The 24,289-nt window shown below is 54.6% G+C and carries 28 protein-coding genes and 1 tRNA gene; 18 read left to right on the top strand and 11 right to left on the bottom strand.

Annotated elements, in window-relative coordinates; translation table 11 throughout:
- Nucleotides 1–7 precede the first annotated feature (7 nt).
- The 3 genes from AC8GFZ_RS15015 to AC8GFZ_RS15005 are packed head-to-tail and all read left to right on the top strand — an operon-like array spanning nucleotide 8 to nucleotide 2,279.
- Nucleotides 8–1,000, top strand: coding sequence for a VOC family protein (locus AC8GFZ_RS15015; RefSeq protein WP_506645722.1), 993 nt, complete (start codon nucleotides 8–10; stop codon nucleotides 998–1,000).
- On the top strand, nucleotides 997–1,227 hold the full coding sequence (locus AC8GFZ_RS15010) for a recombinase-like helix-turn-helix domain-containing protein (protein ID WP_506645721.1): 231 nt from the start codon (nucleotides 997–999) through the stop codon (nucleotides 1,225–1,227). The genes AC8GFZ_RS15015 and AC8GFZ_RS15010 overlap by 4 nt, the downstream gene beginning before the upstream one ends.
- A complete protein-coding gene (locus AC8GFZ_RS15005; RefSeq protein ID WP_506645720.1) occupies nucleotides 1,224–2,279 on the top strand; it encodes a Rieske 2Fe-2S domain-containing protein in 1,056 nt (351 codons plus the stop codon). The genes AC8GFZ_RS15010 and AC8GFZ_RS15005 overlap by 4 nt, the downstream gene beginning before the upstream one ends.
- Before the next feature lie 7 nt (nucleotides 2,280–2,286).
- Here the strand turns inward: AC8GFZ_RS15005 and AC8GFZ_RS15000 are convergent, their stop codons facing one another.
- Nucleotides 2,287–3,003, bottom strand: coding sequence for a queuosine precursor transporter (locus AC8GFZ_RS15000; RefSeq protein ID WP_506645719.1), 717 nt, complete (start codon nucleotides 3,001–3,003; stop codon nucleotides 2,287–2,289).
- 204 nt (nucleotides 3,004–3,207) lie between these two features.
- On the opposite strand from AC8GFZ_RS15000, the gene AC8GFZ_RS14995 reads away from it, so the two are divergent.
- Nucleotides 3,208–3,627: an SET domain-containing protein-lysine N-methyltransferase gene (locus tag AC8GFZ_RS14995; protein ID WP_506645718.1), complete on the top strand. Its 420-nt coding sequence runs from the start codon at nucleotides 3,208–3,210 to the stop codon at nucleotides 3,625–3,627.
- Nucleotides 3,628–3,704: 77 nt separating this feature from the next.
- On the opposite strand, the gene AC8GFZ_RS14990 is transcribed toward AC8GFZ_RS14995, so the two are convergent.
- Nucleotides 3,705–4,589 (bottom strand): hypothetical protein, encoded by an 885-nt coding sequence (locus AC8GFZ_RS14990; protein ID WP_506645717.1) that lies wholly within the window; start codon nucleotides 4,587–4,589, stop codon nucleotides 3,705–3,707.
- Complete coding sequence (locus tag AC8GFZ_RS14985) at nucleotides 4,586–4,873, bottom strand: hypothetical protein (protein WP_506645716.1); 288 nt, start codon at nucleotides 4,871–4,873, stop codon at nucleotides 4,586–4,588. The genes AC8GFZ_RS14990 and AC8GFZ_RS14985 overlap by 4 nt, the downstream gene beginning before the upstream one ends.
- 559 nt (nucleotides 4,874–5,432) lie before the next feature.
- Between AC8GFZ_RS14985 and AC8GFZ_RS14980 the strand changes: the two genes are divergently transcribed.
- Together AC8GFZ_RS14980 and AC8GFZ_RS14975 are read left to right on the top strand one after the other, a co-directional pair.
- Nucleotides 5,433–6,725 carry an aromatic ring-hydroxylating oxygenase subunit alpha gene (locus AC8GFZ_RS14980; RefSeq protein ID WP_506645715.1) on the top strand — a complete coding sequence of 431 codons (1,293 nt, stop codon included), beginning with the start codon at nucleotides 5,433–5,435 and terminating at the stop codon, nucleotides 6,723–6,725.
- Nucleotides 6,722–7,195 carry an aromatic-ring-hydroxylating dioxygenase subunit beta gene (locus tag AC8GFZ_RS14975; protein ID WP_506645714.1) on the top strand — a complete coding sequence of 158 codons (474 nt, stop codon included), beginning with the start codon at nucleotides 6,722–6,724 and terminating at the stop codon, nucleotides 7,193–7,195. The genes AC8GFZ_RS14980 and AC8GFZ_RS14975 overlap by 4 nt, the downstream gene beginning before the upstream one ends.
- Nucleotides 7,196–7,214: 19 nt before the next feature.
- Here AC8GFZ_RS14975 and AC8GFZ_RS14970 read toward each other — a convergent pair whose 3' ends face one another.
- A complete protein-coding gene (locus AC8GFZ_RS14970; protein ID WP_506645713.1) occupies nucleotides 7,215–7,697 on the bottom strand; it encodes a hypothetical protein in 483 nt (160 codons plus the stop codon).
- Between AC8GFZ_RS14970 and AC8GFZ_RS14965 the strand changes: the two genes are divergently transcribed.
- The 7 genes from AC8GFZ_RS14965 to AC8GFZ_RS14935 all read left to right on the top strand — a co-directional run bounded on the left by AC8GFZ_RS14965 (nucleotide 7,618) and on the right by AC8GFZ_RS14935 (nucleotide 15,153).
- Entirely contained in the window at nucleotides 7,618–7,860 is a 243-nt protein-coding gene (locus AC8GFZ_RS14965; protein ID WP_506645872.1) for a hypothetical protein, read from the top strand. The genes AC8GFZ_RS14970 and AC8GFZ_RS14965 overlap by 80 nt on opposite strands.
- Nucleotides 7,805–9,961 carry a sensor histidine kinase gene (locus AC8GFZ_RS14960; protein ID WP_506645866.1) on the top strand — a complete coding sequence of 719 codons (2,157 nt, stop codon included), beginning with the start codon at nucleotides 7,805–7,807 and terminating at the stop codon, nucleotides 9,959–9,961. Before AC8GFZ_RS14965 ends, AC8GFZ_RS14960 begins: the two co-directional genes overlap by 56 nt.
- Entirely contained in the window at nucleotides 9,958–10,674 is a 717-nt protein-coding gene (locus AC8GFZ_RS14955; protein ID WP_506645712.1) for a response regulator transcription factor, read from the top strand. Before AC8GFZ_RS14960 ends, AC8GFZ_RS14955 begins: the two co-directional genes overlap by 4 nt.
- Nucleotides 10,675–10,866: 192 nt before the next feature.
- Nucleotides 10,867–12,054, top strand: a complete 1,188-nt coding sequence (locus tag AC8GFZ_RS14950; RefSeq protein WP_506645711.1) for an alpha/beta fold hydrolase — start codon at nucleotides 10,867–10,869, stop codon at nucleotides 12,052–12,054.
- A gap of 91 nt (nucleotides 12,055–12,145) precedes the next feature.
- Nucleotides 12,146–13,090: a Bug family tripartite tricarboxylate transporter substrate binding protein gene (locus AC8GFZ_RS14945; RefSeq protein ID WP_506645865.1), complete on the top strand. Its 945-nt coding sequence runs from the start codon at nucleotides 12,146–12,148 to the stop codon at nucleotides 13,088–13,090.
- A 41-nt stretch (nucleotides 13,091–13,131) separates the two neighbouring features.
- The gene (locus AC8GFZ_RS14940) at nucleotides 13,132–14,163 is read left to right on the top strand and encodes an NAD(P)H-binding protein (protein WP_506645710.1); all 1,032 of its coding nucleotides are present in this window, start codon (nucleotides 13,132–13,134) and stop codon (nucleotides 14,161–14,163) included.
- A 126-nt stretch (nucleotides 14,164–14,289) separates the two neighbouring features.
- Nucleotides 14,290–15,153, top strand: coding sequence for a cupredoxin domain-containing protein (locus tag AC8GFZ_RS14935; protein ID WP_506645709.1), 864 nt, complete (start codon nucleotides 14,290–14,292; stop codon nucleotides 15,151–15,153).
- A 39-nt stretch (nucleotides 15,154–15,192) separates the two neighbouring features.
- Here the strand turns inward: AC8GFZ_RS14935 and AC8GFZ_RS14930 are convergent, their stop codons facing one another.
- The 4 genes from AC8GFZ_RS14930 to AC8GFZ_RS14915 all read right to left on the bottom strand — a co-directional run bounded on the left by AC8GFZ_RS14930 (nucleotide 15,193) and on the right by AC8GFZ_RS14915 (nucleotide 18,069).
- The gene (locus AC8GFZ_RS14930; protein WP_506645708.1) at nucleotides 15,193–15,666 is read right to left on the bottom strand and encodes a hypothetical protein; all 474 of its coding nucleotides are present in this window, start codon (nucleotides 15,664–15,666) and stop codon (nucleotides 15,193–15,195) included.
- Nucleotides 15,663–16,793, bottom strand: coding sequence for an ADP-ribosylglycohydrolase family protein (locus AC8GFZ_RS14925; RefSeq protein ID WP_506645707.1), 1,131 nt, complete (start codon nucleotides 16,791–16,793; stop codon nucleotides 15,663–15,665). The genes AC8GFZ_RS14930 and AC8GFZ_RS14925 overlap by 4 nt, the downstream gene beginning before the upstream one ends.
- Nucleotides 16,793–17,377 (bottom strand): restriction endonuclease, encoded by a 585-nt coding sequence (locus AC8GFZ_RS14920; RefSeq protein ID WP_506645706.1) that lies wholly within the window; start codon nucleotides 17,375–17,377, stop codon nucleotides 16,793–16,795. The genes AC8GFZ_RS14925 and AC8GFZ_RS14920 overlap by 1 nt, the downstream gene beginning before the upstream one ends.
- 116 nt (nucleotides 17,378–17,493) lie before the next feature.
- Nucleotides 17,494–18,069, bottom strand: coding sequence for a hypothetical protein (locus AC8GFZ_RS14915; protein ID WP_506645705.1), 576 nt, complete (start codon nucleotides 18,067–18,069; stop codon nucleotides 17,494–17,496).
- A gap of 377 nt (nucleotides 18,070–18,446) precedes the next feature.
- Here AC8GFZ_RS14915 and AC8GFZ_RS14910 point away from each other — a divergent pair, with 377 nt between their 5' ends.
- The 3 genes from AC8GFZ_RS14910 to AC8GFZ_RS14900 all read left to right on the top strand — a co-directional run bounded on the left by AC8GFZ_RS14910 (nucleotide 18,447) and on the right by AC8GFZ_RS14900 (nucleotide 20,727).
- Entirely contained in the window at nucleotides 18,447–19,910 is a 1,464-nt protein-coding gene (locus AC8GFZ_RS14910) for a multicopper oxidase domain-containing protein (RefSeq protein ID WP_506645704.1), read from the top strand.
- Between the two features lie 2 nt (nucleotides 19,911–19,912).
- Entirely contained in the window at nucleotides 19,913–20,296 is a 384-nt protein-coding gene (locus AC8GFZ_RS14905; RefSeq protein ID WP_506645703.1) for a hypothetical protein, read from the top strand.
- A gap of 182 nt (nucleotides 20,297–20,478) precedes the next feature.
- A complete protein-coding gene (locus AC8GFZ_RS14900; protein WP_506645702.1) occupies nucleotides 20,479–20,727 on the top strand; it encodes a hypothetical protein in 249 nt (82 codons plus the stop codon).
- A gap of 29 nt (nucleotides 20,728–20,756) precedes the next feature.
- Here AC8GFZ_RS14900 and AC8GFZ_RS14895 read toward each other — a convergent pair whose 3' ends face one another.
- Nucleotides 20,757–21,452 carry a DUF3047 domain-containing protein gene (locus AC8GFZ_RS14895; protein WP_506645701.1) on the bottom strand — a complete coding sequence of 232 codons (696 nt, stop codon included), beginning with the start codon at nucleotides 21,450–21,452 and terminating at the stop codon, nucleotides 20,757–20,759.
- Between the two features lie 209 nt (nucleotides 21,453–21,661).
- Nucleotides 21,662–21,738: transfer RNA gene (locus AC8GFZ_RS14890), tRNA-Met, on the bottom strand.
- 238 nt (nucleotides 21,739–21,976) lie between these two features.
- Between AC8GFZ_RS14890 and AC8GFZ_RS14885 the strand changes: the two genes are divergently transcribed.
- Entirely contained in the window at nucleotides 21,977–22,474 is a 498-nt protein-coding gene (locus tag AC8GFZ_RS14885) for a M23 family metallopeptidase (RefSeq protein ID WP_506645700.1), read from the top strand.
- A 240-nt stretch (nucleotides 22,475–22,714) separates the two neighbouring features.
- Nucleotides 22,715–23,083 carry a hypothetical protein gene (locus tag AC8GFZ_RS14880; protein WP_506645699.1) on the top strand — a complete coding sequence of 123 codons (369 nt, stop codon included), beginning with the start codon at nucleotides 22,715–22,717 and terminating at the stop codon, nucleotides 23,081–23,083.
- 180 nt (nucleotides 23,084–23,263) lie between these two features.
- Here AC8GFZ_RS14880 and AC8GFZ_RS14875 read toward each other — a convergent pair whose 3' ends face one another.
- Nucleotides 23,264–24,193 carry a hypothetical protein gene (locus tag AC8GFZ_RS14875; RefSeq protein ID WP_506645698.1) on the bottom strand — a complete coding sequence of 310 codons (930 nt, stop codon included), beginning with the start codon at nucleotides 24,191–24,193 and terminating at the stop codon, nucleotides 23,264–23,266.
- Nucleotides 24,194–24,289 lie beyond the last annotated feature (96 nt).

The following is a 24,289-nucleotide window of genomic DNA, read 5'->3' as shown; positions in this document are numbered from 1 at the left end:
GAATGACATGATCGAAGGCATTGACCGCATCACCTACGGCATCGAAGACACGCCCGAACAGTGGGCGCGGGTGCGTCGCTTTTACGGCGACTGGGGCTTGCACGAGTTGTCAGCCGGGACGTCGGGCTCAATCTGGGAAACCATGAATGGTGCCCAGGTGTCTGTGCGCGCCGTCAACGACCCCAGCCTGGGTCCCGCCATCGAGACTGGTAACACTTTGCGTGAAGTGCAGTGGGGGGTGACTGACGCCGCCACCTTGACGCGATTGCACCAGCAACTCAAGGACACAACTGGCTTTCAAAGCCAGGGCATGGACGCCGCTGGGGTCAGCCCAGATGCACAGGTGTCGTGTCTGGACCCGCACGGTTTGCGCCAAGTCTTTGCATTGAGCATCAAGCGAGCGGTGGATGTGCGCGGTGCAGCGGCCAATGCCTATGGGGACATCCGTCGCGTTGATCAGGCCTCGCCGGTCTACGAGCGGGCCACGCCGGTGGACATTGGCCATGTGGTGTTGTTCACCGACCGCTTGCAAGCCGCCGAAGATTTTTACCAGGCTTTGGGCTTTGTGACCTCGGACCGCTACCCGGGGCGGGGTGTGTTCATGCGCTGTGCGCCCCAAGCGGGGCACCATGATGTGTTTTTGTTGCAGGTGCCTGGCAAAGCAATGGGGCTCAACCATGTGGCCTTCACCGTGCGCGATATCCACGAGGTGTTTGGCGGTGGTCTGCACATGGGGCGCTGTGGCTGGAAAACCCAGCTTGGCCCGGGGCGGCATCCGGTCTCATCGGCTTATTTTTGGTATTTTGAAAACCCTTGTGGCGGCTTGATCGAATACAACGCCGACGAAGACCACCTCACACCGGCCTGGCAACCCAGGGAGTTCACGCCCGGCCCCACCGTGTTTGCAGAATGGGCCATCGATGGGGGCATTGATGGCCACACCCGCCGCCAGCCGCAAAGTGCAGCCGGCGGCGGATTTTTGACGGAGAAAAAAGCATGATCCCGATCCAACCTACACGATTTCTGCAACCCAATCAAGCCCAGCAGCGCCCACCCACACCTTTTGAAGATTTGTTGGGCGACGCGCTGGAGCGGGCGTTTTTGGCGGGCATCACCGAGTTGGCGCCTTTGGTGGCTTACCTGAATCAAAGTGGCCCGCTGGGCCCCAATGGTCAACCGTGGACCGAGCAAACGTTTGAAGTTGAAATTCACAAACTGGGGGCATGAGCATGGCCGATACAACAACACATGATGTGCAGCAACTTTTGGAACGCGGTCTGGAAGACCTGTGGTACCCCTTGTGCCCGTCGCATTTTTTGAAAGATACCCCCCTGTCCTTGCGCCGCTTAGGGCATAAGCTGGCCTTGTGGCGCGACCATGCGGGACAGGTGCATGCCTTGGAAGACCATTGCCCGCACCGGGGTGCGCCTTTGTCGATGGGCGTGGTCTTGGGCGACCGCCTGGCATGCCCTTATCACGGCATCGAGGTGCGCTGCGATGGCATGGTGACCAAGGTGCCCGCCAGCCCAGGTTGCACGCTCGAGGGTTCGCGCGCGGCACGCGCTTTTCACGTCCAAGAAGCCCACGGAGCAATCTGGTTGTACAACAGCGTGACCCATGTGGATCAGCCGCCACCCTTGAAAGTGCCCGATGAACTCACCAGCGCAGACCATTCGCATTTTCTTTGCTACAACGAGTGGCAGTGCGATTACCGTTATGCCTTAGAGAACGTCATGGACCCGATGCATGGCAGCTTTTTGCACAAGCAATCCCATTCCATGGCCGAAGGCGACATCAGCGCCAAGTTTCAATTGCGGCGCACCGAGCATGGCTTTGTGTTTGAAAAAGAAGGCCAGCGCGATGTCAACTTTGATTGGACCGAATGGGGCGACACCGGCGCGCACTGGATGCGCTTGGAAATACCCTATCCAAAAACGGGTGGTCCCGGTGGCAATTTCATCATTGTGGGTTTTGTCACACCGATCAACCCGCGTTTGGCCGCCGTCTTTTTTTGGCGATGCCGCAGGGTCAGTGGTTGGCAGCGCAGCGCTTGGCGGTTTTTGTACCGCAACCGTTTAGAGGCGCGCCATTGGCGTGTGCTGGAGCAAGACCGGGTCATGTTGGAACAAATGGAGCCCGATGCCCGCGATCGTGAGCATTTGTATGAACACGATGTGGGTTTGTCGCGGCTGCGGCGTTACTTGGAGAGCATGGCGGTCAAGCAGCTGCAAGCCAAACAATCAGCGAAACAGTCAGCCGCCGCAAGCCCTGGTGCCTGAAGCCGCCTCACACCTTGACCCGAAAGGGTGAGAAATCGGTGTCGCGGTCGTAGTGGTCTTCGTTTTCTTTGCGCTTGAGCCAGCCCACCACTTGATAGGTCAGGGGGGTGGCCAGCACTTCCCAACCGGTTTTAAGGAAATACTGCGCGATGGCCACGGCCACCACCTGCTCGGTGGGCCAAATGCCGTAAAAAGCAATCACATAAAAAAGGGATGAGTCGAACAACTCGCCCACGGCGGTAGAGCCAATGGTGCGGGCCCAGAGGTGGCGCCCTTGGGTCCAGATCTTCATCTTGGCCATCACAAAACTGTTGACCATGCTGCCCACCCAAAAGGCCACGATGGAGCCCGCCACGATGCGCCAGGTATTGCCAAACACCATGTTCAAACCCTGCTGCAATTGCTCGTTGTAGCTGCCCGGTGCGGTCGGTAAATTCAGCACCACCCCCGACATGAAGGCTGCGAACAACAAGGCGCCAAAGCCACACCACACGGCACGGCGGTCATGGGCGTAGCCATATACCTCGGTGAGGATGTCGCCAAACAAATAAGCGATGGGGAAAAACAGCACACCCGCGCCAAACACCACGGTGCCCAACCACGGCAGTTCAACTTGAGCCGCTTTGCCCGGCCCAATCAGGTTGGAGCACAGCAGCACGCAAACAAAGGCCACCACGATGAAGTCGTAGTACTTGTAAGTGCGGGGTGGTTGGGTATGGGCCATGGTCGGTTGCATTGAAAAAGACTGGCTGGGATTATGGTTCAGTTCATCTCGCCCAATGTTTTTGATGGGCGAACAGCTCGCACCAAAAGCGGGCGTTTTCCATGCGTGAGATCTGATGTGCGCAGGATCGACCGATCAAAATCATCTTGAACGGGGCGCTTGATTGGTGCCAGAATGCCTACCCCTCTCACCGGAAGCCCTTGCATGTCAGCCTTGAAAAAAAAGCTCTTTAAACATTTGGAACAAGCGGTTTATTGCCGCTTGGGTATTTCACCGGTGCATGGGATCGGTGTATTTGCCATACGGGCCATTCCCAAGGGAACGCATCCGTTGCAAACCATGTCGCTGCCCAAGGAGGTCAAGTTCACCCGCAAAGAAATCGCCGAGCTGCCCAAAAGCGTGCGCCAGCAAATCAATATCTTTTGTTATCACCACAAAGATGAGGTGCGGGTTTCAACCATGGGGCTCAACACCATGGACATGGCTTTCTATCTCAATCACTCAAAAAGCCCCAATTTGCGCATGAAAAAGAGCGGTGTTTTCGAGGCCTTGCGCCGCATCAAAACGGGTGAAGAATTGATGATGGACTACGACCACAGCTTTGGCGAAAAGCACGTTTTTTAAATGCCGCACCCATGAAGCAGGGCTATTGGCCAGCCTTCAGGGGTCTGAGACCTGCAACTGTTTGAGCTTGCCCCCCGTCAGGCCATGGCCTTGGCTTTTTTGATCGACGGGGTTGATCGGTAAATTTGGTTCCACACCTGTGGTGTGAAGTCAGTGTGCAGTGGCGATGTGGTGTCCAGCGCCAAGGGATGATCGGGGTCGGTCAGGGCCAGCGCGTAAATGGGCTCGTGGTCAGTGACAAACAAGGATTTGTATCCGTAGTCACCCACGGGGCCCAAGTTGTAATAACGCAAGCCATTTTTGGCGGCCCAGCGGCTGGCGAGCAAACAAGCAAACATCCCAGGGGAACGGTTTTTGAAAGCCCGGTTCCATTGACAAAAACTGCCATACAACTGGTCGTACTCGGGCAGCATAATGGATACATCAGTCAACACCAGTTCACCCAAAGGGTCGTGGACCTTGATGATCAAAACATCGAGTTTGCGGATGTAGTCCACAAAGCCCTCGATTTCCAAGTCATCGATGTAGCAATTGGCGAAGTGTTCACCGCCCATTTCAAACATGTCGTCAACGGTGATGTTGGCGCCTGGGATCACCTCTTCAGAGATGTCGAATGTTTTGTACTGCTTGTCGTACTCGCTGAATTTTCTGGCTCTGCGGGGCTCTTCCCAGAAGTCTTTAGAGAAGGTATCGACCAAGCCATATTGGTCGTTGATGGGGACGCCATACGGTCCTTCAGGGGGCAGCGCATACACAATGAAGGGTTTGGGTGCGTTGGCCAGCATCTCTTCGGTCACATCGATGTAGGGACACAGAGCATCCCAACGGGAGGTGTAGTAAGTGATGTCGTTGTGCTCGCTCAAGATGCAGAGGTTGTCAGGGGTCCAGCTTTGGTATCCAATGTGCTGAACATCATCGGCTTGGTTGGCCGATTCAATGACTCTCAAGGGCGAAACAATCATTTGCGAGATTCCTTGGGCAGGGGGGGGTGCGGTAACTTTTTCAAGTCGAAGTAATCCACATCGATGGTGAAATTTTGCTGCAAAAAAGCGGGGTCTTTTTTTTCCAACTTGAAGATGGCGTTTTGGACCATGGAGAAGTGGGCCTGGGCGTCACTGTCGGGCTGCTTGAGTTGTTTGACGTAGGTGGGCATCAGCGGGCAGTCGGTGTCGTACAAGAACTGTCTGCGCACAGGGTCGAAAGAAAGCGGGTAGAGACTGCAAGCAAATGGTTTGTCATCGCCCATGGTGCAGCCTAGATCGCCCAAATGTTCGCAACTTCTTTCAATGCAAACACTGCCCAATTTCTTTTTTTCAACCCGGGTCAGGCTGACCTCCAGCGGGGGGTGCCCATCGTCAATGGTGCAACAGCGTTGGCATTCGGCACAGTGGTCAAACAGCACAGTTGACCTCAGGCAAACATTTGATTGGCAGCAAAAGCGCGAATGCAGAGACTCTTGAGCAATGACGCTGGCGGCCATTGTGTTGCCTTATCTGATGTGGCCTGCCAGGGCCATATTGTTTGCGCATTGCTTTTGTTGTTGTTGATGCAGGTCGGGTTTTGAGCCCCAACTCTGCAAATAGTTCTTGCAGCGTATTGTCGCCTAAATTGCGAATCTTGCAAGATGGGTTGAGCACCAGCGCCTAGAACATTTTCAAGCGCAGCAAGGCGTTGGCATGGATGTGTGCATGGCCCTGTTTTTGCGCCTGCATCCAGGCAGTGTCACGGCCACTCAAATGCACGAACATGCGTGTTATAAACGAAAGAGATTGCGCACGATGGCGTGAAAAACCCAGGAGTTCCCCATGGACAAAGGTATGGCCCAAGACCCGACTGCTTGGCCCACGTCAGACTTTTCTCGCGTGCCCTACGCCGTGTTCACGGACGCGGACATTTACCAATTGGAAAACGAGCGCATCTTTCGCGGACCCGTGTGGAACTATTTGTGCCATGAGGTCGAGTTGCCAGAGGTTGGCAGCTTTGTCACCAATTGGATTGGCGACACTCAGGTGGTGGTGACCCGCTCTGAAGACCACAGCTTTCACGCCTTTGAAAATTCATGTGCGCACCGAGGGGCTCAATTGGTCACCACTGTGCGGGGCCGTGCTCAAAGCTTGACCTGTCCTTATCACCTGTGGAGTTACTCCCTCAAAGGCGAACTCACGGGTGTGCCTTTGCTCAAGGGCATGAAGGGCAAGGGCGGCATGCCCGCATCTTTTCAAAAATCTGACCATGGCCTGAATGTGCTGCAAGTCCAATCTCATGGGGGTTTGATTTTTGGCAGCTTTCACGCCACACCCCCTGATTTAAAAACTTTTTTAGGCCCCCATTCGCTGTCCCAAATTGAACGTTTATTGGTTCAGCGCAAGCCCAAAGTGTTGGGCTATTTGCGTCAGCGGATACCTGGCAATTGGAAGCTTTACAACGAAAATGTTCGCGACCCCTACCATGGCTCTTTGCTGCACCAGTTCCAAGTGTCGTTTGGTTTGCAACAACCCACGATGCAAGGCGGGATCAAAGTCGATGCCGATTTGAAAAACACCTGGAACCATTCCATACTCAGTGCCACCGACAAAGACAACCAGGCCTTGGTGGCCCAGGCCTATGAAGGCACCGGTAAATTCAACCCCGACATGAAGATGGCCGACCCCGCCTTGATCCATGTGCCCTTGGATTTGGGGGACGGTTACAAAACCACCATCTTGTCTATTTTTCCGACCTTGATCATTGCCCAGGTGGACAACACCTACGCCATCCGCCACCTGCGGCCCAAAGGCCCGGATGAGGTGGAGTTGCACATCACGTATTTGGGCTTTGAATCAGACACACCCGAGCAAACCCACGACAAAATGCTGACTGCCAACTTCATTGGTCCTTCGGGCTACATCTCTTTGGAAGATGGCGAGGCATTGCGCTTGGTGCAACAAGGCATTCGCCATCGCCGACCGGGTGGGCATGAGGTGTTGGAAATGGGTGGGGTGGGGCCGGTTCAAGACACCGACTATTTGTCGCAAGAAATATCCATTCGCGGTTTTTGGAGCTTTTACCACCGCATCATGGGATTGGGTGGGGCCCAGGCTGAGGGGAAATCTTCATGAGTGCGCACCTGGAGTCCATTCGTTCCTTTTTCAATATTTATGCTGAGTTGCTGGATGCGGAGCAATTCGAAGCCTGGACGGACCTGTTCGAGCCCGAAGATTGCGCTTACCGTGTGTTGTCGCGGGAAAATCAAGACTTGGGGCTGCCTTTGCCCATCATGGGTTGTTACAGCCACGGCATGGTTCGTGACCGTGTGGCGATGTTGGCCAAGGGTGTGTTGACCTACCGCAGAGACCGCTTGTTGCGCCAAGTGACCAATGTGCAGTGCCAGCCTTTGTCCGAATCAATGGTTCAAGCGCGTGCCAATTTGGTGGTCTACCAGTCCAGCGAAGAGGGGGTGAGTCGCTTGTACATGGTGGCGCGCTACCGTGCCGTTTTGCGACCATCCGGCGAAAACTGGCGCATCAAATCCATGGACGTGGTGGTCGATTCTTTTGGCATCGACACCATGTTGGCCGTGCCCCTTTGACTCGGCCAGCGCTCAGGCATTACGTCAAGTCATAGCAAGTGGTTTTGGGGTGCCATTTGCCATCGGGCGTGATGCAGTGCTGGTGGTACTTTTCGCGCTCAAAATCGGACAAAAAATAAGACCGATAGACCGCTTGGTTTTTCAGCACCAGGCTGACGTTGCGCGCCAATTGGCAGCGGTGCTTCATGGCGCATTCGCTCAACTCAGTGGCGTTGGCATAAAAGTGGACCACAAAGCGACCTTCATTGGGCTTGAGTTGTCGGTCAATTTGAACCAGGCAAACCGCTGAAGTCAGGTTTTTGAGACCTGATTCGTTGGCCAAAAAATTCATCTCGGCCAGCAGCAAAGTTTCAAACCAGTCGCCGACCAGCCCTTTGCAGTCGTAAAAATCCCGTTTGACTTGGCGAAATACCGGCGCCGTCATGGGCCAATTGTCGGCGCTCAACAGCAACATGGGACTTTCACCCGATTGCGCCACGGGCGGCGTGTTCGCAGGGGCCACGGCTGCTTCATCCGACCATGGCCAGGTGAATGGCTTTTCGCTACAACCCGATAAACACAGCAACATCAGCAGGCCCAAGCCCAGGCGGCCGCACCAGCGCAGCGCCAATGCGCTCGGCCTGCCGGCCCTGGATGGGGGCTTTAAGCCGGTGTGGATTCGCTGATAAAGCATGTTCTAGCGCGGTGGGGGGTCACGCGCTTAATGTAGACCATGGCCAAGGCATGCGAAAAGGCAAATCCCAATACCCACCCAGGACTCACAATGTCTCTCAAGTACCCGATCAATGCGCACTGTTGTCAGGGCAGGTCAATCATTGTGCGGAAAACAATGCCATCATCAGGGGCTATATGCGGCGCGTTATTTTTATTTGCTGGTTGCTTTTAGGGTTTGTTTGGCCGTGTGCCCAAGCTGGCGGGAATGAGCCTGAGCTGGCCTATTTTCACGATGAAACGGCGGGCCTGGACATTCAGGAGGCTCAGCACAAATCCTTCAAGCCTTTTGACAAGTCTTTGCGCTTGGGCTTTTTGCGGGGAGACACCTGGATTCGGGTCACCCAACAACCGGATCAGTCAGACCACAACGTGGTGGATGGCGAACTCCCGTTGGTTGTTCGGGTGGGCCCACATTATTTAGACCATGTATGGATGTATCAGCAGCTAGACGGGCGGTGGGTGGCTGAGCAACAAGGGGACCTGAAGAGCAAAAAAACAGATATCTGTAGAGATGACCTTTTCTGCTTTACCCCACCCCTGGATTCCAACCAAGCCTTCACTGTGTATTTCAAAATCAACACCGATGGATTTCGCTGGATTCAATTGGATGTCCTGGGTCAAAAAGACCTGCAAAAAAATGTGATCGATCGCATCGTGCGCATCAGCGTGGCGTTGTCATTGTCTGTGTCTTTGCTGCTATTGGGTGTTTTGTTTTTAACGGTTGACTCGTCCCGGTTGATGCAAGCCTATGTCGTTTTTCAATTGGCTTCCGTGGCGTTTACTTTTTCAAATACCGGGGTGCTGGCGAGAGTATTTGCTGACGTGGACCCTGATATTTTGAACAAATGGGGGCAAACCTTCCAGCTGCTGCGCGTGTGCACGATGGTCATCTTGGGCTGGTCGGCGCTGATGCAATTCAAGAACTCACCCTTGTACGAAGGACTTGTCCGAGCCTTGGTGTTGGCTGGCGCGGCTTCCTTGGGCATGCTTTGGTGGTGGAACGCGCAATACGCTTTGCAATTAAGCTTCTTGATTTTTTCGATCAATCCACTTGTCCAGCTATTTGGGGTGGTCAAAGTGCAGGGTCTTGAACCCAGCATTCAAAAAATACTGGTCATTGGCTATGCGTTCTTTGCCTTGATCTTGATTTATGGGTCGATGGTGGCATTTGGGTGGGCGCCTAGTTTCGCGTCAGATGCCACCTTGGCAACAGTTTCAGATTGGCGACTCAATGGTGGCCTGGTGAGCATGCTGGTTTTTTGGGTTGTGATACGCCAGCACCAATCCAGCAAGTTAATGCAGTTAGAGGAAGTTCAATCCTTGCGCTTGGTGCGTTTGCAGGCGGATAACCAAACGCAGCAACTCAAAGAGCGCCAATCTTTGATCGATATGTTGACCCATGAACTGAAGAACCCACTGAGCACCATTCGGTTTTCACTGGAATCGATCAAAAGAAGCCGAGCGCAAGGCGACTCATCTGACGCTCCCGTGCAGCACATTGCCCAATCGGTAGACCGAATGGATGCATTGATCGAACACGTTGCCGAGTCCAACCAGGTCGAGCATGGGCAAGTGGTTGTGCTCGAAGATTTAAATCTGACGCAGATCGTTTTAGAAACGATCATGGACTATTCCCGGCCAGATAAATTCAACTTTATCCATTCCGCCGATACAAGCCTTCACGCCGATCGGCAATTGGTGTCGATCGTGGTTGAAAATTTATTGGGCAATGCCTACAAATATGCCTCCGATGGCCAAGTGAACGTGAGCTTGTCACGTGAGCCCAACGCAACAAGCTCTTTGGGTGCAGTGGTGGTTTTGACGGTCAGCAACCCAGTGGCCGTAGAAAACCTGCCTGACCCAGAACAAATGTTCAACCGCTACTACCGGCACCCCAATGTCATGGGCATTTCGGGCATGGGCATTGGTTTGAGTTTGGTCAAGTCAGCTGTCGAACGCATGGGTGGCGAGGTTGATGTGGAAATTTTGGGGCTACAAGTGACGTTTTCCGTTCGCCTGCCTGTCCCGTTGAAAAGGAACATTGAGCCATGAGCATTGCAGATAGGTTAACGGTTGCTTTGGTCGAAGATGACCGCTTGCTCAGGGAGGAAATTGAGAGCCATTTGACCGCCCACGGCTTTGTGGTGTTTGCCGCCAACAGCGCATCGGCATTGGATGATATTTTGGCCCGCCAGGCGATCGATTTGTACATATTGGACTTGAACCTGCCGGGTGAAGGCGGGCTGAGTTTGTGCAAACGGCTGCGCCAATCCATACCGGGCGCGGGCATTGTGATTTTGACGGCGCGGGTGTCCCTCAACGACCGCTTGGCTGGCTATGAAACCGGCGGGGCCGATATTTATTTGACCAAACCCGTGGCCCCTGTGGAGTTGGTTTTGGTGTTGCGCAGCTTGGGCCGGCGCATCAAAAAGGTCAGTGGCGGGCAGGAGTGGTCGCTGAATTTGCGCGATAGAACCCTGAGCTCGCCCTATGCGTCGGAAAAATTGCGTTTGACCAGCCGCGAAAAAACTTTATTGGTGGCACTCATGCAAGCCCATAACAACACACTGGAGTCGGGTGTGATGTGTGATTTGTATGGCAGCGATGAAACCGATGATTTGATGAGCAAGCATGCGCTGGAGGAGTTGGTGGCCAGGTTGCGCAAAAAGCTCAAAACAGCCATGCCTACCCCATCCGAGACGCCCATCAAATCGGTTTGGGGTGTGGGTTACCAGCTGTGCATTCAGATTGAGTTTGGCCATTGAGCAGCGCCCGCGTGGCCGCTGCGCCCGGCCACTTGTTCACCCGCGCTGCCAGCGTGGGGACAAAACAAATGTGACTGACCGTGTGCCAAGGGCCTTGTTGGCACGGTAAAACCCCATGGTCTCTCGCGCAGGGATGCGCTATAAAGCTTGCTGATCTGCCCCTGCGTGGCAGATTTCTTCTTGGGGATAGACATGGCTGTTTTTTTGCGTTGCATGGTCACCAGCTTGTTCGGCTTATGGCTGGGCTGCGCCCATTCACAAATTGCACCTGGGCGCACCTGGCCTGAGCTGAAACAAGCGGTTCAAGAGCGGGTTAACGCCCAGCGCTACCCGATGACGGGGTTCGACGCCAAAGAAGTTGCCGAAATTTTGGGGCGTATCCAATCGTTGGACCGCAACGAATGGGCCTTGTCTTGGATTCAAAACGGCGACCGCCATGCAAAAACCGCTGCCGCTGTGGCGCCAACCCAACCGCACAAAGCAGCCGAGGCGTATTTATCGGCTTGGCGCTATTACGGTTTTGGCGCCTGGCCCACCCAAAACTCACCAGAGAAAAAACGTGCCCATGCTTTGGGTGCCCAAGCGTTTCGTGCCTATGCCCAATTGGCTGATCCGCCCATCGAGGTTTTGCGCATCCCATTTGAGGGCAAAGAGATCGTGGCTTATTTGCAAAGGCCCAAAGGGGTTGCCAAACCACCGGTGGTGTTGTCGGTGGGGGGCTTGGACAGTTACAAGGAGTTTGTGGTTGAACAATATGGCCCCGATTATTTGAAAGCTGGCTTGGCTTATGTTGCCCTGGACATGCCTGGCACGGGGGAGGCCCCCATCAAAATTGATGTGGGCGCAGAGCGCATGTACAGCACTGTGATCGACGCAATACAAAAGCGCACCGACATCAACCCTGCGCTGATTGGTTTTCAAGGGGTTTCTTGGGGTGGCCATTGGGCTGCGCGCATGGCCCATGCAGAGCCTCAGCGGCTGAAGGCAGTGGTCAATTGGGCAGGCCCCGTACATGGCTACTTTCAGCGCGAGTGGCAACTCAAGGCCCTGGGCACGCGTGAATATTTGTTTGATTTGTTCCCTGCCCGGGCCGCGGTGTATGGCGTTGAAAGCTTGGAAGATTTTTTGAGCTACGGCCCGCGCATGTCGCTCAAAGACATTGGCGCTTTGGGCAAGGCCTCGGCCCCGCAGTTGTTGGTCAATGGTGAGCGCGATACGCAAGTGCCGATCGACGATTTGTACGTGGTCTTGAAAACCGGTATCCCCAAAGAGGCCTGGGTCAACCCAGAGGGCGGCCACATCGGGCGCGGCAAGGACTGGTCGGATGGCCGCATTTTTTCTGAAATCGTGGTGCCTTGGTTTCAACGCAAATTGCGTTGAGCCGCTGACCGCCTGGAACCCCTGAGCTTAAACATTGGAGACAACCATGAATCACTTACAACGCCTTGTTCGTTCTGCTGCAGTGTTGTGGATGGCCTTTGGTGGCCCTGTCCTCTTGGGCAGTGGTCTGGCCGTGGCCCAAGCGGTTTACCCCAACAAACCTTTGCGCTTGGTGGTGACCTTTCCCACCGGTGGTGCGCCCGATATCTTGGCGCGTTTGTTCAGCGAAAAAGCGCAACTGGGACAAAGCGTGGTGGTGGACAACAAGCCGGGCGCGGGCGGCAACATCGGTGCGGATTTTGTGGCCAAGTCTGCGGGGGACGGATACACCTTGGTCATGGGGACGGTGGGGACGCATTCCATCAATGGCGCCCTCTACGAAAAAATGCCTTATGACATGCAAAAGCATTTCACACCGATTGCCTTGGTCGCCTCGGCCCCCAATTTATTGGTGGTCAACAACGACTTGCCGGTGAAGTCTGTGGCCGAGTTGGTGAGTTACATGAAGGCCAACCCCAACAAGCTGTCTTTCGGCTCGCCAGGCATTGGCACCTCGGTGCATGTGTCGGGCGAATTGTTCAAGTCCATGACTGGCACCAGCATGACGCATGCCCCCTACAAGGGGCGTCAATTTGCCATTCCTGACCTGGTGGGCGGCAGCATCCAGCTGATGTTTGACAACATGCCATCGGCCTTGCCCATGGCCAAAGAGGGCAAGATCCGCGCACTGGCCGTTACCACCGCCAAGCGCTCATCGGCAGCACCCGATATCCCGACCGTGGCCGAAACCGTTCCTGGCTTTGAGGCCACCACCTGGTTTGCTTTGTTTGCACCGGCCAACACCCCCAAGCCCATCATCGACCGCTTGAACGCCGAGGTCCAACGCGTGTATCGCTTGCCCGACGTGCAAGAGCGGATGCAAAAACTGGGGCTTGAAGCCGTGCTCTCCAGCCCCGAAGAGTTGGCCCGTTACCAGCAACTTGAAATTGTGAAATGGGCCAAAGTGGTCAAAGAGTCTGGGGCCAAGGCCGAATAAACCACAGCAGGGCCATTGCCTTTGCTTGGCTTGAGTTTGTCATGGGCAACAACCAAAACGACATTGCAGTTGAGCCCTTTCGGGTACCCAAGCGGGTGTTGGTGCTGGGCGCAACCGGCACCGTGGGCCGTGCCACGGTGGCTGCATTGGTGGCCCAAGGCCATCAGGTGGTGTGTCTTGTCAGAAATCGATCGGGTGTGAATGGCGCCTGGGCCCCAAAAGACACCCCCCAAAAGTTACCGGGTGCCGAGCTGCGTTTTGTCGATGCGCTCACCCCCCAAGCGCTGGCGGAAGTGGGGTTTCGGGGCGAACATTTTGACGCGCTGGTGTCTTGTTTGGCCTCTCGCACGGGCTCGCCCCGCGATGCATGGGCAATTGACCACCAAGCCCATGTGCATGCGCTGAGCGCAGCCCAAGCCGCAGGCGTGGGGCACATGGTGTTGCTGTCGGCCATTTGTGTGCAAAAGCCCTTGCTGGCTTTTCAACACGCGAAGCTGGCCTTTGAAAAATGCCTGATTGAATCTGGCATCAATTACTCCATCGTCCGACCCACGGCGTTTTTCAAATCTTTGTCGGGACAAATCGAGCGCTTGCGCCGAGGTAAACCGTTTTTGCTGTTTGCAGATGGCCAGTTGACCGCCTGCAAACCCATCAGCGACGCTGACCTGGGCCAGTACCTGGCCGATTGCCTGACGCTGACAGAGCGGCACCGGCGCATTTTGCCCATCGGCGGCCCAGGGCCTGCCATCACCCCGTTGCAGCAAGGCCAATACCTGTTTGAGTTGATGGGCCAGGCACCACGCTTCAAGCGCGTGCCTGTGGGCTTGCTTGACGCCATCATCGCCACCTTGTCTGTGTTGGGCAAGCTGTCATCCAACTTGGCCGACAAGGCCGAGCTGGCCCGCATTGGGCGCTATTACGCCACCGAATCTATGCTGGTGTGGGACGATAAAACCGGTCGCTACGATGCCGACGCCACACCATCGACCGGCAGTGACACCCTGTGGCAACACTATCAAGCATTGGTCAGCGGCGGGCCAGCCACGGAGCTGGGCGATCACGCTGTTTTTTGAGGGCTTGTGCCAGCCTGGGCAGGGCGTTTGGATACGCCCATTGCGACCGTGGTGTTTAGCCACCACTGGTTTTGAGCCTCGGGTGAAGCAAGATACAGTGAAGACATCCAATCCCTTGAGAGCCCCATGAATTTCCAAACCCAGCACCTCGCCACCTTGGCCAAATACGCAGGCATCAGCTTCATTGCGGGTGCGGTCAACCACGGCATGTTCAGTGAACAACGGTCTTTGTTGACGGCGGCCATCGGTGTGATTTTTTATCTGATCGGCGCAGCGATGGAGCTCAAAGCCACCCATGACGGCAGCAAAAGTTGGGCGGATTTGCTGGGCTTTGGCATCGTTGCATCGATCGGTCTGGGCTTTTTCACCGGCGGCTTGCAGCATTTCCCGGATTCGCCCGAGCGCAGTTTGTGGGTGGTTCCACTGGGCTTCTTTTTGAGTTTGCTGGCTTTGTACTTCAGCCAAGAGTGGCGCAGCCGCATGGGGTTCAAACCCATGGCCATTTACACCGGCACCACGGGTGTCTTGGTGATCGCTGGCGCGGTGTTTGCGGCCTCCTACTGGGCTGACAACGCGGGCGACGGCCATGACCATGCCCACGGCCACGACAACCAGCCAGTGGCCGCAGCGGCCGGTATCACTGCCGTGCGCAATGTGGTCATTGAGGTGAACGACACCATGCGTTTCGACCCGGGCACCTGGCAAGCGCAACAAGGCGAGGTGTTGCGCTTGATTGTTATCAACACCGGCAAAGTCAAGCACGAGTTGGTGGTGGGCCAAGCTCAAGAACTGGCCGAGCATGCCAAAGCGATGCGCCAGTCCAAAGGGGGGCACCACCACCACGACAACGCTGTTTCTGTGGAACCTGGCCAATCGGCTATTTTGATGTTCACCTTTGACAAGGCGGGTGAATGGGGCATGGCTTGTTTTGAGCCCGGCCACTATGAGGCGGGCATGAAGGGCTCCGTGCAGGTCAAGCCCCACACGTGAATCGGGCGGGTGGGGCCCGCAAGCGCACCCCCCGAGGGCTTAGAACTGGAGTCGGATGCCGCTGTCTTGCACTTCAATGCTGTCCAAGCGTTTGCCGATCATGTCGGGGACATGGTAAACGGATGTGCCATCCAACAGGGTCAGCAGGGTGGCGTTGAGGGTGTTGGCAATCGCGGCAGACAGCTCTTTGCCATCGGCCGTGGTCAATTTCAAGATGTTGACTTTGGATATTTCAATATCCCCTTTGTCCTTGTTCCACACGGGTTGGGTGTCGATGCAAAAGTCCCCGTTGGCTTTGGGCAGTTTGCTGGCCCAGGTGCCACACAACTCTACTTTTTGACGCGCCTTGCTCAAAGCCATCGTGGGCTTGTCCAGGGTGATGGTGGCTTTCTCTTTGGGGAACTTTTTGGCCACGGCGATGTCAATCAAGCCCTTTGGCACATTGAGGGAAATGGCTTGAGCGCTGCCAACGCAAAGCAGCCATGCCAGTGCGAAACAAATGCTTTTGCTCATGTGGATGTTCTGGGTTGTGGGGGCGACAAAAAGGTGTCTATGAACTGCTCAATCTCTGGCCCCACTTCAGAGCCAGCCAGCAAACCTTCGCGCCATCGAGCGGGAATGGCCTCATAGCCCAGCCAAGCGCCCATCAAAGCCCCCAGCACAGCACCACGGTGGCAGTTGTCGCCACCTGCGTTGGTGTTGGCGATCAGTGCGCCTTCAAAGTCTTGGTGGTAGCGCGCGGCCAAATACATCACGCTGGGAAATGAGTCTTCGATGTAACAAGCGGGGCTGTACATCCCACCCACCACTGAAGCGACGCTGGCTTGGCTGCCTGGGGCCTTGCCCAACAAGGCGCTCAAACCTTTGCCCAGTGGCGAGGCTTGGCCTTGCAACCAAGCGACCATGTCTGTCGGTGGCGAAAAAACCAAACCAGCCAATAATTTGGCATAAGCCGTGGCAAACACCTCCAGGGGTTGCGACAAATGGGTCAAGCGCATTTGCGTCAAAGCCGCGGCCACGGCCTTCTCAACCCCATGCTGAGCGGCCATGCCCAAGATGACCGGGGCCAAGCCGACCAAGCCACCGACGGACGCGGTGTCGTGCCCTTCAGCGCCGGCACAACGGTTGGGCGGGATGCCCTTTGCCCAGTTGGCAAAAAAATCGCGGTGGTAAGACTCGGCGTAGGTGTCGTTGTGGCTGTCGGGGGTGGTCATGAAGGCCACATACTCAGACAGAAAGTGTTCTGTGTCGTGGCCTAGCCTTTGCGTCATGGAGCGCAACACCAACCTGGCGCACAAGGCGTTCAAGGTGTTCTCGCCCGCTTGCATGCCTTGGTGGTAATGGCGGTTGGGCGGCCCCCAATGGTGCTTTTTGCCCTTGAGAATGACTTCGCCCACCACTTCACCCGACTGTGCGCCGCGACCGGCGCGCGCCGTGCTGGACAAAGACATGATGGAGCTGGGGTGGTGCGCTTTGGGCGCTTGGAAGTCGCGCAGTTCGCCAAAGTCGCGCTGCAAATCGGACAAGCGGTAGTACCAATGCACCGGCATGGCCAGCGCATCGCCCACCAGCATGCCCCACAAAGCACCACGGATACGGTCGGCAGGGGTCAAAGCTTTGGGTTCTGTATGGGGTGTCATCATTTGGGCGGGTTCGTGGTTGATAAGAGCTGGGGTGCGACCCAGGTCCACAGGCTCTGTCCTGTCAGCCAGGTCACCCGGTGTTGGTTGGCGAAGCTTTTCAAGGGCATGGGCATGGCTTGCAAACTCACGCAGATCAGGTGCGTTGCATCGTGGGCCTCGCGCTCAGCCAACAAGGCTTGCAGTGTGTCCATGCCCCAAGCCGCCGCCTTCCAGCGTTTGGCGCACACCAGCGTGGTTTGCCCCTGGCGCGTTAACTTGAAGTCGGCCAAGCCCTGTGGCAAAGCGGTCACTGTGTAGCCCTGGTGCACAAAAGCCTGGCTGAGCAGAGGTGAAAACTCGCGCCAATGCATGGCGGCCATGGCGCTTTGCACTGCATCTGCTTGGGCGGGGCTGAGCAGGCTACGTTGGCGCCAAGCCGCCATGGCACCGATCACCGCAAAAGGCAAGCTGCACAAAGCGCCCAGCACCTTGTAATCGGTGGGTAAAAGGGCTGAGGAGGCCAGTGAAATGGCGGCCACCAGCAGAAAGCTCATCCACCAAGGCGATCGCAACAAGATCGCGAACAAGGAGCGATCGGACATTTTCCATTTCATCGGGTCAGCACCTGCCATGTAGGGAGATGCATTATGGGCGCAGGCATCAACGACCGGTGAGGACAGGGCTGGGCAGCCCCACACTTGCAGCGGCTTTGGTTGCGTCAGTTGGTCTTGGGTGCCGCCGTGACGCTGGTCGGGTCACTGGGTACTCTGATGGGGGCGTTATTGACCAAGCTATTTTGCGTGCCCACCGTGCTGCCGGGTGCGGCAATGTTGCCGTAGTTCAGGGCACCAATGGGTGGGGCACTGACGGGCGCGGCTTGCACCACAGGCGCGCGGGCCACCCCTGAGCTGACGACCTCCGTGGTGGATTTGCGCTCTTTGGCCAGTGACTCATACAAGCCCGCAATTTGCGACGGGTTGTTTTTGGCGATGGTCTCAAAGCTGGCGTCGATGATCATGTTGATGTCGTGCGTGTGGGCTGTGCCCAACCAGTCTGGGCTGTTGGATTTGATCGCGGCAATTTGCTCTTTGTTGCAACTGCCAATGAATTTGCGCAGCCAATCTTCGGCCAATTTGGCCCTTTGGGCGGCATCGTTGGTGCGCAGGCTCATGCCCTTGAAATGCGCCACCAAACAACCGGCAGGCTTGTCGTCTTGCGCCCAAGTCGATGTGCAGGCCAAGGCCAAAACGACGATGGGGGGGAACAAGTGTTTCATTTGCAGGGCTTTCGTCATGGGTGCTGGGGCGGTTGGTTCATCACGTTGGGGTAAAAAATCGAGTTCTCGCCATCAAATCGGCAGCCCGGCTTGAAACTTGAGATCAAAACCAGGTGCCCGGCTTCAAAGTTGGGCGCATCCAGGGGACGCCATCATGCCCTAGGCTCGCCATGGGGCAACGTCAGGGACTATTGTGCGCCATGAAACTGATCGTTCTTGAGGTCTTCAAAGTTGTATTTATGTAGACAAGGCCAACAAGGTGTGAAGCCCCATGCCCGTTTGATTGACCTGCATCAATCATGGGCGAATCAAATGCGCATGTTTGTACTTTAGCCAACCAAACACATTTTGATCTCCATACCATGGGTTCACCTCACTCTAAGGACAACCTCGGTATGAATATCCAACATTTAAAAAGAACGCTCATGGCGATGGCATTGTTGATGATGGTGGCTTGCAAGCCGACGCCCACCGTGGTCAGCGACCCCTATGCAGCGTCTGCCATTGAACTGAAATCGCCACCGGCCCAAGTGAGTGCCGTGCGACACACCGGCCCCTATGCCGCAGGTAACTCTTTGAGCTACAGCGCAGAGTTGAGTCCACTGGACCCGGCGCCTATCAAGCGGGTGCAGTTGGACACCACACACAAGGTCATTGAGATTGCCCCGGGTGTTCACTTCAGTGCTTGGACATTCGGCGATCAAGTCCCAGGGCCAGCCATTCGGGCCAGGGTGGGGGATAAGATTCAATTCAGCATGACCAACCGCAGCGATGAAACGCTGCCCAACATGGCCATGGTGGTCGCACCGATGATGCACTCAATGGATTTTCATGCGGCCATGGTGTCACCCCAGGATAAATACCGGTCCATCGCGCCAGGACAAACCATTGAATTCGAGTTCACCCTGAACTACCCAGGTATCTTCATGTACCACTGCGGTACGCCAATGATTTTGGAGCACATTGCTTCAGGCATGTACGGGGCTGTGATCGTGGAACCTAAAGAGGGCTACCCCACGAAAGTCGATCACGAATATCTGATCATCCAAAGTGAGTTTTATGCCAAACCAGACCCGGCTGGTAAAAAAGTGGCAGGTGCACCGCTGTATGTGTTGGACGCAGAGCGCCTCAAGTCTTCGCAACCAACCCACACCGTCTTTAACGGCGTGCACAACGGCATGGTCAAAAAGCCATTGCCTGCCAAGCCCGGAGAGCGGGTTCGCCTGTTTGTGCTCAATGTGGGGCCGAGCAAAACATCAAGCTTTCACGTGGTCGGCACCATCTTTGACCGAGTTTGGTTTGAAGGCAATCCCGATAATCAAATGCGTGGAATGCAAACCGTGTTGCTGGGTTCGAGCAACAGCGCTATTGTTGAGATGCTGATCCCTGAAGCGGGCTCTTACATCATGGTGGACCACCACTTTGCCAATGCCTCGCAAGGCGCCATTGGTTTGATCTCTACGGTGCAGCAACCCAAACCCGTGGACTTGGAACATCACAATATGGAGGCCAGTGGTTCCCCTAAAGATTCTTTTGCCGCTATGGGAAAAATGGCATTTGAAACAAAATGTTTTGCTTGTCACTCCATTGGCCAAGGCAATAAATTGGGCCCTGACTTGGCTGGGGTGACACAAAGGCGCACAGACCGCTGGTTGACCCAATGGATGACAGCGCCTGAAAAAATGTTGATCAGCGATCCAGTGGCCAAAGCCATGCTGAAGGAATACAACAACATTGCCATGCCCAATCAAGGCTTGAGTGCCAACGAAATTGCGCAATATTTGGCGTACTTCCATTGGATTGATGGCGATGCAAAAGCAAACACACAAGCACCACCCACCAGTGCCAAGGGTCATTGATCATGGCCGCAAAAAAATGGATGGCTCTGTTGTCACTGCTGATGCCGATGCTGGCCATGGCATGTGGCCATTGCGAGGATGACTTGGTTGCGTCCGTTTATGACCATGGCTTGGTGCTGCGCAGCCAGAGCTTGAAGCAACGCATCATGTACATGGCCTGGGATGGCCCTGTCGCCAGGGATGACGCCACAGCGCGTCGCTTGTTGCAGGAGGCTTCCCGGGCAACGGGCGTCACCCCTGGAAGCGTTCGCGTTTCAATCCAACCTGCGGCCTTGTCTGTGGCGTTCAATCCGGCAAAAAACAATCGGACCCAGATCGAAGCCAGTCTGCAAACCAGGTTGACCAAAATGCATGTGATGGTTTTGCCGCTTCCAGAGCGGCCCTGACCGCGGGAAGAGCCGACTAGGATGAAATGCGTCAGCGATGGGCAAACGCATAAACCCCACGTGTAACAGGCTATATACGTTTTCATATGTCAAATTAAATTGACATCGGTTTAATATGTGCGCCTGAGCTCAGGCAAACCCCCATTCAGGCGGCCCTGATGGTTCTCACCCGGGAGATTGCCTTGAACATGTACATCGTTGTGTTCCTCTTGTTTGGCGCTGGATTTGGTCTCTTGACATTCTCTTATCGCCACATTTTCAGCGAGGGGCCCCAAAAGGTCGAGACACCGCCGAATGGTCCGACGCTGACCGCCCGAGTCTTTTGGGCCATGGTCTGCACCTTTTTGTGGCCCATCATGATCCTCACCGGTCTCAACTCAGCTTGGATCCTGGCCAAGCGCAAACGGCAGGCGGTTGTTGCAGACCAATGAACTGGGGCTTGAGATGAGTCGGTGGTTGATCACCACACCTCTATCGGCCCGTACAAGGCGCGGGCCCGGCCTTGGGTGTTGTCGCTGTCGGTCATGATGGCGATACCGATCAAACGCCCCGGCGGGCGACCAAACGCCCGCTCGTAATCGGCCCGGAAGTCGCGCTCGATCAAGTGTCGTGTTTGCCGGTCTCCTGGGCCGGCCACCACCACCTTGCGGATGCGGTCGATGCGGGGGTTGTGCACCACGCTGCCCACCTCTCTTTGGGGGCACCACACATACATCAGCGTGGCGTATGGCATGGGCTCACCGGTCATCAAATGGCTGAGCTCGCTGAGGGCGGATTCACGTGCTGAAAACTCGCTGCGATCGCCGTCAAAAGCCAGAATGACCCGCGCTGGAGAGTCTTCCTTGTCTTGCCGGGCCACATCGGCGTTCATCAAAGGCTGTTCGATGACCAGCGGAAAACGTATGCGGGAATACGGCCCAAGGTTTGGATCGATCTTTTGCCTGAGCATGCTGGCCGAGCTTTGCGCATCGGCGCGAAGCCAAACCTGACCTTCATGTTTCACCAGGGCGTAGCGGGTGGCGACCTTTCCCGGAAAGCGCACTTCGCGCCACTGAGCTTGGTCGGCACTTTGCCAAACGTGGCCAGCTTGCACCACATTGGGCTCATGTTTGACAACGCTTGGTGTTTGATGGGCGCAACCCACCAAGCTGGCCATGACCAGTGCACCACCGCAACAGATCAGCACTTGGCGCAGGTGAGTTGACGGTGCAAACTTGTGCAATAGGAGTAGGCGCAATGTCATTGGCCTAATGTACGAAAAAACCAGCATTGACCCATCACAAAAAACCCGCACCTCGTGAGAGCATGCGGGCTGTGGGCGGAACATTGTGAGTTTCCGTAAACATCTGATTTCGTTGGGTATTTTGGTGGCGCTTCACGGATTCGAACCGCGGACCTGTGGATTATGATTCCATCGCTCTAACCGACTGAGCTAAAGCGCCGAGCCGCAAATTATAGCGAGAGTTTGCTGGGGCTCGTCACTGGCCAAGACATATTGGGTGCGACCGTTTGGCGTCAGCGTGATTGGCATTGATGGGGTGTATCAGAAGCGCAGCTCCAACCTTTTTTCAGGCTCGCACCGTGCCTAACAGCTCAAGCGGGAATGCGAGGATTACTTGGGAGGCAATCTCGGGACTTTGTGATAAGTTCTCAAAATTGAAATCGCTAAAAGCCTGCTTCATGAAAAACATCTTCACTGCCCCCATTTTCTTAACTCTTTGCGCTTGCTCAACTATTGTTGAAGGACCGCCTATCAAAGGAATGAAATTTCGAGACTTGTATCCAGCCTCATTTGGAGGTGGAATCCATGCTGGTTTGGATCTGGATGTGCCTTTGGGGACAAAAGTTAAAGCAATAGCTGACGGCACCGTAACTTTTGTGAATTCTGAGCCACCTTATGTGTTTATCAAGCACCCTGATGGCATTAGTGCCATGTATTACCACGTCGATGGCATCTTGGTGAAGTCAAATCAAAGCGTAAAAAAAGGTGAGGTCATTGCCGCCACAGCCATGACAGGTAAAGGTGGGCCAAATACATCAGCTCCAGTTCCATATCCCCATTTACATTTGGAGCTTACAAAGGAAAGTGTCAACATAGATCCAGAATCCATTGGTATGAGCTGTGAGGGTCAAACTTGGACTTGGCCTGTGGGTTGTGAAAAAAAGCCGGTTAATTAGATCGATGGGTTGATCAGGCCAGTTTGTGATCAGCCCCTGGTGATGAAGTGTCGGGTTGAACCGACAGGTGGATGGAGGGGGTAGATGAATTCGAGGTCCACAGCGTCCAGCAACGGGTGGGTCGAATGTCAGGTCACGCTGATTGGGGGGTGGCCAATCCTGTTAGATTATTGATGGCCGATGTATAAATGTGTAGAATTTCAACTGTTAAATGTAAAAAATAAGAACATTTAAACAATCATGAAATCACTGCCCATGACATCCAACACATCAAAATCAGGCTATCTTTTCTACTTGAATTTGATCAAGTTACGGGATGAACGGCAATCGCATGCGGCATTTGAGCTGGACGCAGCCGCGATGAGACTTTTAGAGTTGATCGCTTTAGATCACTTGAATTTGCGTCCTTCAAGTGAGAGTGGGTTGACCGAAATCCAACCCATAGGCTCAGTGGCTACTGTTCGTGAAAACATTCACCTGCTAGTGGACCTGGGACTGATAGAGCAGTTCTTTATTGGCGAAAACAAGGGCACCAAGTACCTGCGGCCTACAAAGTTGGCAATCGACTATTTGGGTGGTGTTGGGCAGTCAATGATGAAGGCTGTGTAGGAACCTTTAGCTGGTTCGGAGACATCTCCTGCGATGGTTTATTGCCATCAAACTGCTTCAGAAAGAGGACCTAGGCCGCTCTATGTAGCCGAGGATTGCGCAAAGCGATCTGCTCAAACAGCCTCTCGAGCGTCAAGAAAATTTACGCTGGCAGGGGCAGGTCACATTAGGAAACCTTCTCTAGCTTTTAAATTTGAAGCCATTTATCCAAGCTGAGATTCCTTTAATGCTTCTGTGCCTCAGATCGATCATATTGGCGTGATGCTGTGCCCAGCCAACCCAGTGACTCAGACCCTCAACTTGCTGATCGGATTCTTTGGCCTTTTCCTGAACCGTGTTGATCAGTGAGCGAATCAGATCAGCCTTGTTCATATCATTCAAAGCCAAGTCCATGATCTGAACTCTGTGAGCTATTAGCTCTTCATGGGCTTTGCGCTTTATTTCAGCAGACCGGCGTTCTCTTTCGACCTTTTGTTTGATGGCGGTTTTGCGTCTTTCAACGCGACTCTCATAAATGGAAAAAACAGAGTCTCTGTAATCTTCCTCGCGCTTGATGGCCAAATTAATGATGACATTTTTTACACATGAAGAACTAAGCTCTTCAAACTCATAATACTTTGAGCCAGGTTTGATGTATTCATGATCTGAAGTCCAAGAAAAACAAAAAGTCATTCTCTTTTTTTCTTTGAACTGAAGTCTTCTAACAACCGAGGGCTCTTTTTTCAGGATGAATACATGAAACTCTTTCTGTTGACCAAAAACAGTTACATGAAAACTGAAATTTTTCTTGCCTGCCACTTGGACCTTGAGCCCCAGAAATTCAAAGCACTGAATGAAGTAATTGAGCAGTTGAAGCTTTAGCTTGCCTGCCTCGCCTTCATACTGAGGCAGTGAAAAAAACAGATCTCGCTTTCGCATGGCAACCAACGCCCGATCAGCTTCATAGACCTTGCTTGCGATTGGATGAAGATCTACACATTGCGAACAATCTGGAAGCTCCGGGAAGTTTGATTCAACAAACCGCCTGTAATCGTTGAGTGTGTCAGGGAATTCCTCAGGCGGGCTTGGTACTGGAATACTTAGTCCGCCCTGAACAATTGAATTTCTCAAACTACAACGCCATAGTTTGTCCGCTGAGATGGCGAAATGGCTTGCAGCACCGTCTGCAAATTAAGCCCAAACTTGGCACAAAGAAGCCGCAGCTTC

The sequence above is a fragment of the Limnohabitans rimovensis (SeqCode) genome (genome assembly GCF_965234775.1).
GTDB classification, from domain to species: Bacteria; Pseudomonadota; Gammaproteobacteria; order Burkholderiales; family Burkholderiaceae_C; genus Limnohabitans; species Limnohabitans rimovensis.
The sequence above is the reverse complement of the archived record's forward strand: the minus strand, read 5'-3'. Positions and strand labels throughout refer to the sequence as shown.